Annotated in this window: 11 protein-coding genes; 2 read left to right on the top strand and 9 right to left on the bottom strand. The window is 37.7% G+C overall.

The genetic code is table 11. The features are described from left to right. Positions 1 to 139: 139 nt before the first annotated feature. The 7 genes from KO513_RS02525 to KO513_RS02495 form a co-directional block, all read right to left on the bottom strand. On the bottom strand, positions 140 to 1,978 hold the full coding sequence (locus tag KO513_RS02525) for a glycoside hydrolase family 13 protein (RefSeq protein ID WP_215912164.1): 1,839 nt from the start codon (positions 1,976 to 1,978) through the stop codon (positions 140 to 142). 114 nt (positions 1,979 to 2,092) lie between these two features. Further along, on the bottom strand, positions 2,093 to 3,886 hold the full coding sequence (locus KO513_RS19790) for a helix-turn-helix domain-containing protein (protein ID WP_215912163.1): 1,794 nt from the start codon (positions 3,884 to 3,886) through the stop codon (positions 2,093 to 2,095). Positions 3,887 to 4,235: 349 nt separating this feature from the next. Further along, positions 4,236 to 6,524 (bottom strand): alpha-amylase domain-containing protein, encoded by a 2,289-nt coding sequence (locus KO513_RS02515; RefSeq protein WP_215912162.1) that lies wholly within the window; start codon positions 6,522 to 6,524, stop codon positions 4,236 to 4,238. 11 nt (positions 6,525 to 6,535) lie between these two features. Next, a complete protein-coding gene (locus tag KO513_RS02510) occupies positions 6,536 to 7,849 on the bottom strand; it encodes a SusF/SusE family outer membrane protein (protein WP_252735649.1) in 1,314 nt (437 codons plus the stop codon). Positions 7,850 to 7,860: 11 nt separating this feature from the next. Then, complete coding sequence (locus KO513_RS02505; protein ID WP_215912161.1) at positions 7,861 to 9,420, bottom strand: RagB/SusD family nutrient uptake outer membrane protein; 1,560 nt, start codon at positions 9,418 to 9,420, stop codon at positions 7,861 to 7,863. Positions 9,421 to 9,433: 13 nt separating this feature from the next. Continuing rightward, the gene (locus tag KO513_RS02500) at positions 9,434 to 12,415 is read right to left on the bottom strand and encodes a SusC/RagA family TonB-linked outer membrane protein (protein ID WP_215912160.1); all 2,982 of its coding nucleotides are present in this window, start codon (positions 12,413 to 12,415) and stop codon (positions 9,434 to 9,436) included. A 686-nt stretch (positions 12,416 to 13,101) separates the two neighbouring features. Next, positions 13,102 to 13,470, bottom strand: coding sequence for a hypothetical protein (locus KO513_RS02495; protein ID WP_215912159.1), 369 nt, complete (start codon positions 13,468 to 13,470; stop codon positions 13,102 to 13,104). Between the two features lie 301 nt (positions 13,471 to 13,771). Here KO513_RS02495 and KO513_RS02490 point away from each other — a divergent pair, with 301 nt between their 5' ends. After that, positions 13,772 to 13,927, top strand: a complete 156-nt coding sequence (locus KO513_RS02490; RefSeq protein ID WP_215442039.1) for a YqaE/Pmp3 family membrane protein — start codon at positions 13,772 to 13,774, stop codon at positions 13,925 to 13,927. A 186-nt stretch (positions 13,928 to 14,113) separates the two neighbouring features. Then, the gene (locus KO513_RS02485) at positions 14,114 to 14,563 is read left to right on the top strand and encodes a ferritin-like domain-containing protein (RefSeq protein ID WP_215912158.1); all 450 of its coding nucleotides are present in this window, start codon (positions 14,114 to 14,116) and stop codon (positions 14,561 to 14,563) included. Positions 14,564 to 14,761: 198 nt separating this feature from the next. Here KO513_RS02485 and KO513_RS02480 read toward each other — a convergent pair whose 3' ends face one another. Together KO513_RS02480 and KO513_RS02475 are read right to left on the bottom strand one after the other, a co-directional pair. Next, the gene (locus KO513_RS02480) at positions 14,762 to 15,652 is read right to left on the bottom strand and encodes a mechanosensitive ion channel family protein (RefSeq protein WP_215912157.1); all 891 of its coding nucleotides are present in this window, start codon (positions 15,650 to 15,652) and stop codon (positions 14,762 to 14,764) included. A gap of 44 nt (positions 15,653 to 15,696) precedes the next feature. Next, a complete protein-coding gene (locus KO513_RS02475; RefSeq protein ID WP_215442042.1) occupies positions 15,697 to 16,038 on the bottom strand; it encodes a hypothetical protein in 342 nt (113 codons plus the stop codon). Positions 16,039 to 16,047 lie beyond the last annotated feature (9 nt).

The following is a 16,047-nucleotide window of genomic DNA, read 5'->3' as shown; positions in this document are numbered from 1 at the left end:
AAAAAGGCAACAATTTCTTGTTGCCTTTAACATCACATAACTCAACTTTACAAACTACTGTTATCCAGTTTCTTTATAATTTCCTATTGAAGGTTTAGTTTTAAATCTACCTTCAAAAAATCATTTAATAATTGATTTATTACTCAACCTCTATAATCATCGCTGTTTTTCCTGAAACTTGCAGATGGTCTACGGCATTGTAAAGTTTTCCTGTTAAAATGTCCTTTCCGGAAAGCTTTCCTTTAAGTACTTCTTTATACTCTTGTATATCTACATTGATGGGGTCTTTATCTTTGTTCAATATCACCATAACCATTTCATCCTTTGTATACCTAAAGAAAACATAGGTGTTATTGACCGGGGCAAAATGAACGAGCTTACCGTTATGAATTGCCTTATTATCTTTTCGCCATTTAAAAAGTTGAGTGAGGTAATTCTTCGTTTCCACCTGTGACTCTGTAAGACCTTCTCCAGAAAAGGCATTTACCTTATCTTTTTTCCATCCGCCAGGATAATCCATACGGATAACTCCATGATCTTCTGTGCCTTTATTGCCCATTAATATTTCTGTTCCGTAATATATTTGTGGTATTCCACGAACAGTAGCTATATAGGTAAGGGCCAGCTTAACCAAATCTTCATCTTCATTCAATTGTGTATAAATACGGCTCATGTCATGATTATCAGGAAATACAACCAAGTTGTTAGGATCCGGGTACAAATAATCTTGACCTAATTCCTCGTAAACAGCATTCCATGAATTTGGGTCATTTAGTGAAGTGGTAAGTGCGTGTTGTACCGGGAAGTCCATAACACTTTTTAATTCTGATGTATAGCCATTGGCATTCTCTTTTCCCTTTTGCCAGTACGAAACAATCGTTGGACGTAATACCCACTCTTCTCCTACTATATTAAAATCAGGGTACTCGGTCATTACTGCTGCTGTCCAGTCTCGCATAAAATACATATCAGGATAAGGGTATGTATCCATACGGATGCCAGAAATACCTGAATACTCTATCCACCAAAGAGTATTTTGAATCAAATATGTGGCCATAGATTCATTACGCTGGTTTAAGTCTGGCATTGTTGGAACAAACCAGCCATCAAAAAATTCCTTCGTATCTTTTTTTGTTGCATATGGGTCCAGTACCACAGTTTTTTTATGGTTGGTTTGGGTATAAGTATCCCATTGATTTATCCAATCATCAGATGGCAAATCCTTCATCCACCAATGTTCTAGTCCACAATGGTTGGCAATCATATCCATAATTACCTTCATTCCCATTTCAGAAGCTTTATCACACATTGCCTTAAAGGATTCATTACTTCCGTAACGTGGGTCTACTTTATAAAAATCGGTGATTGCATAACCGTGATAGCTATAACTAGGCATGTTATTTTCTAGAATTGGGTTCGTCCAAATGGCGGTAAATCCCATATCCTTAATGTCTCCCAAATGATTTACAATTCCGGCTACATCACCCCCATGCCTTCCATCCTTATCATTTCGGTTAGGTTTTTCTACCATTCCTTTAACAGCATCGTTACTTGGGTCACCATTTACAAAACGGTCCGGTGTAATCAAATAGATGGCGTCCGAAGTATTGAAGCCTTCTATATTTCTACGGTTGTTTTCCCGCTCTTTTATTTCATAAGATTGTACAAAAATTGATGCTCCGTTTTTCTGGAAGTTTAACTGTAAATTTCCTGGCTTCGCAGTATTCCCGATATGTAACTTCAAAAATAAATAGTTTGGATTGGCTCCCTTTTTAGTGCTCAGCAATTGCACTTTTTCATAAGGTTTTAAGGTTACATCATGAGATGCAATATCATTACCATGAACCAACAATTCTATAGTATTATACTCCATCCCTACCCACCAGTTGGGCGGTTCTAATCTATCTATTGAATTTTGGGCTGTTAGTTGAGTAAAAGAAAATACCAAAGCCAACATTAAGGTTGTTGCAATTTTCATCTTATTTAGTTTTAGTTGAGAAAACTAAACTATAGAGAATTGGTTTCTATATCGACTTATATTATAACTTGGTCTATATATATTATAAAATGATACTTATTCTAAGTCTATAGACTAGTCCGCTTTCAGATCATTAAAATATTCTCTAGGCGATTTGTCGGTTACTTTTTTAAATGACCGGTTAAAGGATGATTTGGAATTGAAACCTACGGCCAAGGCTATCGCCAAGAAGGTCTGGTTCTTGTATTTTTGGTCTTGGGCGCGCTCTATAAAATCCTGAATTCTATAATAATTTACAAAATCCCTGAAATTTTTGGAATACCCCGCATTAATAGTTTTGGATAGGGTATGCACATTGGTATCCATTTTTTCGGCCAATTCCGGCAAACTTAATTCTGGATTTAAATAAACCTGTTCTTGAATCATTTTTAAATGCAATGCCTGCTTAAGTTCCTTCAACTCGCTTGTATTGATTTGCGAACGATTTTCTTCCGGTGTTGACACTTCTACTTCTACAACGGCCATTCTAAAAATTTCCGGTTGCTTTATAGCAAAATACCCCAATAAATAAACCACCACCGAAAAAACGGCCCATAATATATCTATCAATAAATTTGCTGTATAGTTTATGGGATAATTACTATAGGTACTATAGATATCAACTAGAACAATTACCGTCCATAATACTAAACACATCCCAAGCACCAACATAATCACATTCAAATATTTTATATTCTGATCCGTAGAATAATTGACTTCAATATTTCTAAAGTACATTTTAATTTTCCCTTTAATCCTAAACCAATACCATATATTAAACACTAATGCCAGCAGTACGATCACTTCGTAAAATGCGTATGGTGGAGATTCTAAAGATTGAAATAAATTTTGCTCAATAAAGGTATGTGTGGGATTAAAAGAAAAAGTGATGTATAAAGCAATCTGTACTAAAAAGGGTATAAAATGGGGCCAATAGGCCAAAAAGGACTTTTTACTATGTTGCAATAACCTTTCAATATATATAAGAAAAATGGGGCCGTATAAGAAAAACACCAAATCAGTCAATAGCGATAGTCTTGGATAATCTGTATAGATTACACGATCATATATTACTACTCTAGAAATTAATGTGAACGATATGATAAAAATGAGAACACTTAATGCCTGATTGGCCCACTTGTTATTGTTCCTACCGGAATTAATAATGAATATTAGAAAAAAGCCTTGTAAAGCCGTAAGAATTAAAAGTAAGGTATAAGGGTTAAATATACCATAAGACTGGTCTTCCCAATATGTTATTCTGTTTTTTATGGGCTGGTTCAGACTAATTTCTTTACTACTCAATATACGATTGGGTATAGGCCTGCCATAGCTATTACCCTCAACCGTTAACCAATTACCGCGGGTAAACTTATATTCCAACGGCGCTTTATAAACAGGAACTTCTATTTGATAGTTTCCGTTGGCAAGCTGTTTCATTTTGTAACGTTGATCTCCTGGTACCCAACCATTAAAATTACCACATATATATATTGAGGAATTTGGAGGAGTGTTTCGGGGTATTTCCGTTATAAGAATCGTTACTTTTTGAGGTTTGGTTAGTTCGTTAAAAGTGTCGGACCAACCCGCCACTTGTAAGACTAACGTTTCTTCTGTTGCATTGTTAAAAGAGTGTTTTCTTACCGTTAGCGGTGTTCCATCTTTTTTGACCTCTACAGTAGCCCAACTACCTCTAGTAATTTTATAGGATATCCAAGACCCATTAAAAAACTTATTTCTTAACTCATATGTTCCATCAGTTTTTCTTGTAAACTTGTAATTTACATCTGCAGGGTTCCAATTATTAAATGTTCCCGTTAAATACAGTATGTCTGATGGTTTGGTGTCTTTTGGCACATAATCTATCACAAAATTTGTTTGAGCGACCAAACTGCCTATGTTCAGATAAATTATGGCTATCCAAAAAAAATTGAAATAATTAGCCGTTAAAAAAATTTGTCCGAAAATTTTATTGAAAATCATTTAACCCAAAACTTTTAATAAATGTAAATGAACCGAGATTACCGTTCGTCCATATAAGTAGGTCAAAGCCATTAAGAACCTACTGCTCAAATATAGTATTTGGCTTGAAATAATATAGAAATAACGAATGACAATTGACAACCATAAATTTAATTTTTAAGATGGGGTAAACTAAAAAAATAAAGGTCGCCAAATGACAACCTTTATTAACTAATAAACTAACTAAACTAACTTCCTAATTCATATTAATAGTATACGTATTGGTCATAATATCTAAGTTGATTGTATAACTGCCTGCAGTTGATATCATAATATTATCTCCATCTTGACGTAATGAATTATCAGTTCCGGTATTACCTAAGTTTACATCCCACGTATCGTTAAACCTAAATTTCATTTCACCCGGCAACAAATCAGTAGTTATTGTCCATACATTATTGGTCATATCGTAAACCATATCCGTATCGGGGTCGTCCCATCCGTTAGGGGTTGCAGAACCTATAATTGCCCAAGTACCAAGACTAAAAGTTTTATTGACAACGTCCAAATCTATCTGATAACTACCGGCGGTTACAGGAATATTCCCACCTCCATCTTCTAACGAACCTTCAGCGCCAGCATCTCCAAGATTTACGTCCCAACCATTGTTGGCCCTAAACTTTAATTCTCCATCAGCAAGGTTCGCAGTAATTGTCCAAACATTTCTATCAAAATCATAAGACATGTCAGAATCTGGGTCATCCCAACCATTTGGCGTGGCAGAACCAATTATTGCCCAAGTGTTTGCAGAAAATGTATTATTAACTAAGTCTACATTGATTTCATAATCTTGAGGACCTGATAAAACAATATTATTTCCAGGAGAAACAAGTACACCCGAAGTACCGTCACCCTCATCACCATATATTCCATTGTCCCAGTTAGCTGCATCCGTAAGTTTAAATTCGTTACTCGCATCTGTAAATCTCACATGCCCCCTAAAGGTACCCGCTAGGTTTGGTAACTCTACCGCATTAAGCATTGGCGCAGAAACTGGATCCCAACCTTGATAGCCCCCAGGCACATATAACGCTTCGGGAAAAGCTAATTGTTCATCTTGCGTAGCCGCCCAGATTGCATACCCATTTGCAGGTGCTTTTAATGTTACCGTTCCATTAGCATCTGATTGCTCAAAAATTAAGTATTCTTCTGTGTAATCTTTGATGTTGGCATTGGCCCAATGGGTTTGAACCTCTCTTGTTACCTCTTCCCCACTAAGATTAATGTACAGTACCAAACCTGGCTTCTCTGCATCACCACCCCTAATCGCTACAAATTCCTCGTTAGAAACATGGTTTACAGCCCAAGCTCCTGCAGCTAGTTCTGAGCGAATCTGAATTAACTGATTGATTTTAGCTTTTTGTTCGTCTCCACTAGCCTCATAATGTGAATAAAAAACACATGGATATCCGGGAGCACTCATGATGTAGGCATAGGCATGCGTTTCAAACTCATCTGGAAATTCGTTACTACCATCCCTGGCTTCTGTATCATGATTACCTACAAAGGTCACTGCCTTGTCCGGTATGGTAGAAATTAAACTTGGTTTAACCAACTCATTTAAATTACCGTTCAAGAAAGCATTTCGCATGTTAAAGAAGTTAGGAAAATCAAAAGCATTGGCGCCCGTAGCTTCTATCCAAGGGCGTACAACGCCTTCAACATTTCCATCAAAATTCTCACCTACACTATACCCCCCTACGGTGGCTATCCAGTCTTTAACGACTTCAGTAGAAAACCCCTTTACAAAATCGAATCTCCAACCATCAATTTTTAGCGTATTCATATAGTAATTAGCAATGGACTCCTCCGAATTCCATAACCAATCTCGCACATACTCATTATTTAAATCTAAATCCGGGAAACCGCCAAAACGACCTTCGTCTTCCAAATTTTCTGCATTAGGCAAATAGTTTAACCAAGTTCTATTGAACAAACCTGATGCAGGCTCAAACAATGTATAGGTTTCAATTTGCCTAAACTCATTGTATTCTAACTGACCGCCCGAGTTATGGTTTAAAACAATATCCGCAATTACGGCAATGTTATTTTCGTGAGCCGTACCGATCATTTTTTCCAACTCTTTACGGTTACCAAAACGAGTCTCAACGGTACCGTGTTGCTGAAAATCACCAAAATCAAAGTAATCTGCAGGATCATACCCCATGGAGAAACCACCACTTTGACCTTTAGAAATAGGCGGTATCCAGATAGCATCAATACCATTAGCGGCCCAGCCATCCAATTTAGATTCAACATTGTCCCACCATATTCCTCCTTCGGTCACGTCCCAATAGAAGGCCTGCATCATAACGCCATTACCCGGCAATAATGCCTCCGTTCTACCGACTGCCGAACCAGAGGGTAAATCTTCGGTATCGTTAGCTTCCTTTACCTTTAGCTGTGAAAAATCATCATTAGTACAGGCTGCGAACAATATAGTTAGCGCAGCCAGACTTATTTTTATATAGTTTTTGATTTTCATAATTTTTTAATTTATTCGATAGTGTAGGTCGGGTTATCGGCATCTGCCAAGAAAAGTTTGATGGTGTAAGTACCTGCACTTACCGGAATATTAGCGCCATCTGATTCTAAGGTCCCGTCATTACCATCATCGCCATAATTTAAATCCCACGCATCATTAGTTCTGAACTTAATTTCACCATCTAAGACTGTCACGTTTTCTAGAATCCATACCCCTTCATTGGCATAATCTGGTGTAAAACGCATATTGGGACCATCCCACCCATTTGGTGCGGCATCACCTACCAATCCCCAAATATCCGTAGGCTCTATGGTATAAAGATTATTAGTAAAGTCTACAGAAACCAGATAGTTACCAGCCTCTACAAGAATGTTATCGCCATTTTCTTCTATGGTACCATCAGCCCCGGAATCCCCAAAGTTTACGGCCCAATCATTGTTCTGCCTAAACTTCATTTCACCATCGGTTAGAGTTACTACCGCTCTCCATTGGTCAGTAGAAGAGTCATATGTTAGTTCTGTATCCGGACCATCCCATCCAGTTGGCGTAGCATCACCCACCAATCCCCATGTAAACGGTTCAATGGCATAGCTAAAATCATTTAAGCTAAACATGACTTTATAAGTACCTGAGGTAACCTGAATATTATCACCATCTAGGTCTAGGGTACCGTCTGCCCCGGTATCTCCATAATTAACCGTCCAATCGTTGTCTCTTCTAATTTTTAGCTCGCCGTCCGTTAAGGTAACATATGCAACAAATTCATTTGCAATAGCCGTTGCATATACCGGCACATCTGGACCATCCCATCCGTTTGGCGTGGCCGAACCTATCAGTCCCCAAGGGGAACTTAGATCAAATGAGGTAGCATAACCTGTAATGGTCAATGCCCGCTCAGCCGAGGAAGCTACCACCTCCTTACCCAATAAAGCTTCTACCCAAATTTTAACTTCATTTTCCAAGCCTGCCAAAGCACCAGCATCCGAAATGGCTTCATTCAGTTCTTCCGCAAAGAAATTTTTGCTGAGTACATTGCCAACATTTATGCGCGCGGGCATTGCTTCCGTGTCCGTATCTACACCTAGAACTACGTTATAGGTAGGTACCGCTCCTGAGAAACCAAAATCAGGTGCCGACCAATTGAGGCTCAGTACAGTTTCACCCGTCATATCTCTCGTTAGATTAAGAGCGTCCGTGGAAGACAAAGTTAATTGGGTGCTAGCAGTATCGCTTACCCTAATATTTTCGTCATCATCGCTACAACCTGTCACTAAAAGTGCCATTGCTACGATGGATGTGTATATAAATACCAAATTTCTGTTCATCGTTTTAGTTTTTAGTTAGTATAGCCTGGGTTTTGTTCCAATAGCGGGTTTGCCTGTAAGGCTTCCAATGGAAACGGAAATAGATTGTAATGGTCCGGAATTGATGTTCCGTCTACCACATTACCTTTCCACGGCCAATTGTAAGTTCCTCCCGTAAAGCGATCAAAACGTATTAAATCCTGTCTTCTATGACCCTCATAATACAACTCTCGCGCACGCTCGTCTATCAAAAATTGCTCGGTAAGGTCTGCTTCGGTAATGTTACCGCTAGCATCTCCATATGCTCTTTCTCGCAGGACATTGATATAATCAACCGCCTGAACAGCAGAACCGCCGCCTCCCCTAAATTGGGCCTCCGCGTACATTAAATAGGCGTCTGCCAAACGGAATAAAGGAATGTCCGTATCCGAGAAATTACTTTGACCCGAACTACCATCCGAATATTGATTTTGAAACTTCGTAGTTGGGTAACCACTTTCCCAAGTACGATAATCATCCATCTCATAACTGTGGCCATCCGTCCAGAAGATAGCCCTGCTATCCGCAGTTGTTTCCAAATCCCCGAACAAACTGTAAATAGCTGGAGTACAACGGTGCCCGAACCAACTTTCAGAATTTCCAAATTCTGCAATTGGCATGGTCGTATCGCCTAAACTACCATTGGTAAGATAAGTTGCCGTACCAAAGGATTGTACGGAATTTCTATCTCCAATAATTGGAAAAATAATTTCTGGAGATGTAAAGTTATCTCCTTGAAAGATGGATTGGTAATCATCATCTAACGTAAACGACGACTCTAAAATTACCTTTTCACTATAGATCAAAGCATCTGAATACCTATCTGTGCCTGTGTATACTTGGGCATTCAAATAGATTTTAGCCAACAACATGTGTACCGCTGCTTTGTTTGCCCTACCATATTCATTACTCGCAGGAATAGTTTCTTCTACTGCCAATAGTTCGCTCTCCACAAACTCGAAAACTTCCGTTCGCGTACTCTTTGCTCTGCTCACACCTGTTACACCGTCTGCTTCCGTAATCATTACAACACCTCCAAAAGTGTCCATTAGATAGTAGTAGAACAAGGCACGTAAAAATCGAGCTTCAGCCACATATACATCTGCATTTGGCTCATCGGCTTTTTGCACTTCTATAATGAAGTTGTTTATCTGTGCAATGTTGAAATAACTTCTATTGTATAGATAGCCAAAGAATTTATTGGTAGGCACCCAGTTGGTTGCTGTAGTCAATGGGTCTAGCCCGCCGTCTCCCCATCGGTTTTTGGCAATATCGGTAGTGAGCTCTTGCATGTTCCAGATTGCCCTGAAGAATACGGTTTCCCCTGGGTCATCTCCAGCGATATCCGCTTGTTGGTTACTACTACCCGGTATACCAATACCGTGCAAGGCCAAGCCTCCATATAGTTTGCCAAGAATTCCTAAAGTGGCATTAGGGTCCGAATCCAATAAGTTATCCAAACTCTGCTCTACTCTTGGCTCTGTATTTAAATCGTCTGTACAGCCTACTAAAACCGTAGCTGTAAATAGTCCGAATATTATTTTTTTAATCATCTGTAGTTAGTTTTTAGAAGTCAAGATTTAATCCTAATGTGTAGGTACGTGGACGTGCATAGGGCGAAGTCTCTATACCATCAAAATTCTCAGGATCTAAACCATCATAATCCGTAATAACAAATACGTTGTTGGCCGAACCATAGAACCTTAGGCTCAACTTCTTATCTTCAAATGGTTTAAGACTATATCCAATGGTTATGTTATCCAATCTTAAAAATGAAGCGTCTGATAGGTAAAAGTCTGACAATGCTTGTGTATCCGAAGGAATTTCTGGAAACCCATTGTATTGCACACCATCGAACAAATCCAAAGTATTGTTGATAAAACCAGAATCTGTTTGTGGAATAGCCGCCTGTGCAAATCCTCTATTCAATAAGTTGGCATTGTAAACGTTACCCCCTAGTTGTCCTCTCAAATTTGCCGTTAAATCTAAGTTCTTATATTGCACAAAGGTTCCAAAGCCATACGTCCATTTAGGTTCAAAAGGAATAAATCTTCTATCGGTATCAGAGATAACTCCATCACCATTCTGATCTACAAAAGCATCCTCAATAACTTTTCCATTAGCATCATAAACCTGCTCATATAACCAAAACGTACGATTACGTTCACCAACCGCAGTTTGCCCAATATTTATACCGGTACCACGACCAATACCACCGCCGCTAGAAAACTGGGTGATATTATCCAAATCAGTTATATAGGTTTCATTAAAAGCTGCATTCGCATTGAACTCCAAAGAAAAATTATCTGTCTGAATAGGCCTGAACTGTAACGCAGCTTCAAAACCCTTACTCTCGGTCTCCCCAACATTACTAACAAATCTGTTTCTTAAGGCACCTTCGGACTGTGGTACCTCTGCTAACAAGTCAGTTGTATTACGGATATAACCATCCACACTACCACTCAAAATATTAGAGAAAAAATCAAAGTCAATACCAACGTTATAAGTGGAGGTTTTTTCCCAAGTTAAATCTGGGTTAAAAGCGTTAGCCCTGTAGGTGGTAACCACCTCATTTTCAAAAATATAACTTACTGTTGGGTCGCCATCATCATACAAAGCGGTATACGGAAAGTAACCCACCGGACCTGTAATATCCTGTTGTCCTGTGAGTCCCCAACCAATCCTTAATTTTAATTGATCTATCCAATTAGCTTCCTCTAAAAAACTCTCTTCATCTAATTTCCAAGCTAAAGCGGCGGCTGGAAAATATCCCCATCTATCGTCTTCCGAGAATAGAGACGAAGCATCTGCCCTCACAGAAGCCGTAAACAAGAAACTATCATAAAGAGTCAAATTTGCCCTGGCAAAAAACGATTGCAAATTTAATTCGGTGTAATATTTAAACGGTTGTTGTGGCTCACGAAAACCATTTTCTGTAGTTGTCGGAAAAGTAGTCCCCTGATTCGTAAAGTTTTGGTAAGCATAGCCCGCTTGCACATCTAATTTATTCAATGCCCCATTAAAATTCTTGGCATAGGATAAATACGCATCCAATAAGTGGTCTCTCTTTATTTGTTTTTCGCTGAAACTCTCACTAAAGTTGTTAAAAATTGGTAGACCATTAAATACCGTGTATGCCCCAACAGCACTTGGCAAAAAATATTCGTTTATACTAGATTCCGAGTAATCAATACCTGTGTTTATCACGGCCGTTAAATCTTCAAAACCATGTATCTTATACCTAAACTCAGCACTACCAATAAATCGGTCCGCGTCTTCGTTACGCTCACGTTGCTTCAACAAGGCCAATGGGTTTGCCGGACCAACAATACCTTGATCATCGGTCAACTGGTAATAACCGCCAAAAATTCCTCCCTGTGAGTCATAAATGGGCAAAGTAGGGTTCGAAGCCAATGCACTACCTATGGCACCCGAATCCGGTTGGTCTTTTTCAGTAGCAATACCCTTTGCGTTAATAGTAACTTTTAAATGTTCATTAAAAAACTCAGGAGCAATATTCAAAGAAACTGTATACCTGTCTAACTGGGATTCTTTTAAAATACCTGCAATTTCCGAATGCCCAAAAGAAGCTCTGATTGGAATTTTATTGAACAAATTTCCTCTAGCCGTTAGGTTGTTATTAATAGTGTAAGAGGTTCTATAAATCTCTTCCTGCCAATTGGTATTATAAACAGTACCATTTAACCCTAAAAATCCAGCACTATCCGGATAAGTCTTCTGAATAAAATCTACGTACCCGGCAGAATCAAAAATATCTATTTGATTACTCAACGTCCCCACCTGTACATTAGACGAGAAATTAAATTGAGGTGCTCCCTTAGTACCGGACTTTGTAGTGATTATAATCACCCCATTAGAAGCTCTAGACCCATAAATAGCGGTAGAAGAAGCATCTTTTAATACTGAGAAAGATTCAATATCATTAGGGTTTATTAAAGTTAAAGGATTTGCTTGCCCTGCAGGATTCTGATTGGATAACGGTACTCCATCAATCACTATCAATGGACTATTATTAGCGTTCAAGGAAGAACCCCCACGAATTCTAATGTTAATTTCCGCATCAGGGTCTCCACCATTGCTCACTACACGTACACCGGCAGATTTACCGGTAATCATTTGGTCTGCCGTGGTAATGGCACCCTTGTTCAAGTCGTCAGCGGTCAATAATTGTACTGCACCGGTGGCATCTTTTTTGGTTGTGGTACCATAACCAATGATTACGACTTCATCAAGTTGTGATATATCGCTCTCCATGGCCACATTTACCACCTCGGAGGTAACGATTACCTCTTTGTTCTTTAGACCTATGTACGAAAACACCAATACATCGCCTTCATTGGCTTTTATGGAAAATTTTCCGTCAAAATCTGTGGTAACACCATTTGTAGTTCCCTTTAAAACAATTGAAGCGCCGGGTAAAGGTAACCCCAGATCATCGATGACCGTACCGGTCACGTTTAGCTGCGCCAATGCAAAAAATGGTGCACAAAGTAACACCAAGAAAAACATTGTAATTTTCTTTCGCATAAGTGAGTTAAGTTTAAGTTAGTTGTCAAGAGTTGAGCACTCTTTAATTTACCTGATAAAACTACTTTACGATGGTCTTCATTTCGTTTCATTTTATAAAATGACCTAAATTGAGATTTGAAACGTTCTGTTCAACAAGTTATTCAAGACAACAAATTCAATATTAAATCACTCAAAATCAACATATTAAATTTGTTTTGATAAATATTTAATGAACCAAATCTGTATATTAAAAGTATTTTCAAAAATTGAGAACAGCATGAAAAGAAAGAAATGGATTGAGAATTTACCCAATCAATTATCAATAAATTCTATAATTGATAATAATACCTAATGTAAATAATGAATATCAAAAAGGTGATTTTCCTATCCGGTATCTCACCTCTTCTAATTAGAATTTAAAAAGGCCCCTGTTATTGAAAATATTAAGGCTGTAATATCTGACCTCAAGTAGTTTCAAATTGAGTTTAAATTAGTCTCAACTTTTTTTGAGAAATACCTATGTCTTCAATAATTCAAAAAAATGTTCAAAAGCACAATTTTAAAGAAGTGGATATAAATAAGCCGTACGAAATTGATGTATCAATGGTAATAGATTTTAATCAACTTCATAAAATTATTAGCATTTAAACGGGAAAGGCAAAAAAATTAGCCGCTCAATTGAGAGCGGCTAAATTCATATGCGGTTATCTAGTACAATTTGCACCCCACACCTCTCCATCTTTGGTATAGGCTATAGTAAGATTGCCTTCGTCTATTTGTATTCCTCCATCACTACTGATCAGGATATTCTCGTTCTTGTCAATTTTTATGCCTTTTAGACTTGGAATCCCATCTGAAAAATCAAAATTATACGAATCTCCAACTTTTACCAACGTTACACGCCCATCATCCGTAGAAATGCTTGTGTTTCCAGAAGTCTCGGAATAACTGATTGAACCTTTATAAGTTCCCACAAAGAAATCATCATCGGCAGGGTCATTGTCTTTGCTACAAGAAACAATAAGGGCCGTAACGAAGAATAAAACAGCTATTTTTTTTATATGCTTTTTCATAATTACATTTTTTAAAATTCATTGACGACCGAAATTAAACGTGATATTAATTATTCCAAACTCTGTTAAGGAATATTTGTGAGAGAAAAAGGTTTAGGGTTAAAAATCTAATCTTATAAGACTAAAACTAGAGAACTTTAAAAATTCTACAACAAAAAATGAATCAAAATTATTGATTCTGAATTTAGGTGAATGCCACATTAGATTACCTTAATGTCATACAGTTAATCATACCATGATTACGGTCAACTACTCTGCTAGGTAAGAGCTATTTTTGGTGTGAACCAAAATTTAATATATCATGTCTTTAATCACAATAATCTTAAATATAATATTACCACCATTGGCCGTATTTCTCAAACATGGTCTAGGCTCTACTTTTTTGATAAGCCTCTTGCTTACTATGTTGGCTTGGTTACCAGGTGTAATCCATGCCTTTATTGTAAACAATGATTAATGGCGTGCATCCTACAAACCTAATTTAATAACTACCGAACAACAGCTTGGTATATATTAATAGGTTGGACCTCTTACAACTAATAGAATTAATCTTTTAAGGTTATTAAAATTAGTTATTGCAATAATAGATGTTATCTAAAAAATGAAACTTTACCATTATTAACCCAAATAAAATAAGATTATCATGGAAACAAAATATGAAAAGTTAGTTGATCAATTAGAAGAGATACTGGAGAAAAATAGAGATGCCGAAAAAGGCTATAAGAAAGCTGCAGAAAATGCAGATAGCCCAAATCTAAAGGCTTATTTTGACAACAAATCACGCGAGCGTGCTCAATTCAACAATGCTTTAAGAACGGAAATGATAGCCAGTTATGATTCTATTGACGACAATAGTAGTTTTACAGGTAGTATCCATAGAGCTTGGATGGATATCAAAGCCCTCTTTTCAGCAGATAACGATGAGTCTATGTTGGAAGAAGCTATTAGAGGAGACAAAGCGGCCATAGAAGAATATGATGAAGTTCTGGATGATGCAACGCTACCCGCATCAATAGCTGCCCTTATACGTGATCAGAAATTAAAGATTAGAACAGATTTGAATAAGATTAAGTCTCTTGAAGATTTAGCTTAAGATTACTACGTACTAAATGATTGGGAGCTACTATACAGTAGCTCCTTTTTTTTGTCTATATAGATATTAAGTGGTGCTAAACCTTTTTCGTGACAAACTACTCTGCCCTACCCTTAAATTTTTTCGGTAATATGCTGTAACCATTAGACGCAGTACACAAGCTCATGTCAAAATTATATGTAAAAAAGAAGCCCGCCTTTATTCCGATAATGAGCTAACCTTCACAGGAAACTCCGTTTCGCCTCCATATAACTTTATCTCTTGTATATCGGCTGGCATATAGAAACCTGCTAATTCTAATTCTTCCTTTACATTCCGCACCACATTACCCTTAGTAATCAGGGCCATCCTTCTGAAATCTTTAGTATCCACCCAAAAAAACACCTTTAGGTTTACTGTGCTAGTGGCTAGTTCGTCCTCAATCACAAAATTTTCGTGTTCCTTATCCTCTATAACATTGGGCTCCTTTCTTAAAGCTTTTAAAACAGTCTCCTTTGCCCCTTCAATATTATCCTCATAGGCAATACCAATATTGAAGTCCCATCTAAAAAAGCCGTCCTCGGTATAATTCGTGACCGGCTTGGTCAAAACATCACTATTAGGAATGTAAACGTCCTTCCCGTCAAAAGTCTTTAATTTCGTATATCTAAACTCTAAAGCTTTTACCTTTCCAAAGTTATCATCTATTTGCACGGTATCGTCTACATCAAATGGTCTGCTGAAGGCCATTATGATTCCGGCGATAAAATTTTGACCAATATCCTTAAAGGCAAAACCCAGCACCACGGCACTTGCACCCGCCGCCGTTAATATTCCAGTTGCTATTGCACCTAGACCCGAAGCTTCCAATGCAAGCATTATGGCTACAATAACTAAAATGTATTTGATAGCTTGCCCCAGAAATTTACTCATTAAGGGATCACCTGTCCGGATGGCCAATCTTCTTTTTACAAAACCTCCTATCCATGAACCTATTAATAAACCAAGTATTATGATAAGGACACCTACGCCTATCCCGGGTAACCGCTCTATAAAATTATTATAGAACATGGTTATTGATTCTGATATAGTAGTAGCGCTTTCCTTCATAACACTTGGCTAGATTTAATAATAGTACAAATTCTGATGACCACTTATTTACTAGCGGACCAATTCATAATTTCATGCTGTATGGTTTCCGGAGTTTGCTGTCTTTTTTTCGCCAGACTATTGATCAAGACCCCTATGTTATCCTTTTCATTGTGGTCATCCACGCCATCCAATTCAGGAAAATTGGCCAAATATTCATCCCTTACCGCCAACCATTGTTTTCTTAGATGCTCTTCATCTACCGATATTGAAACACCACCGTTATCAACAGGTTTTCCAACTTCCTCGGAAGTATTTTCCTGTCTTTCATATTCATTACCAAGCCCTCGGTTTTGTTGAACTTCGTTATTTAATCCTTCTTTACTAGATTTAATTATTGTACTCATGACTAACAT

This window comes from Zobellia sp. B3R18 (assembly GCF_018860715.1).
GTDB lineage: Bacteria > Bacteroidota > Bacteroidia > Flavobacteriales > Flavobacteriaceae > Zobellia > Zobellia russellii.
The sequence above is the reverse complement of the archived record's forward strand: the minus strand, read 5'-3'. Positions and strand labels throughout refer to the sequence as shown.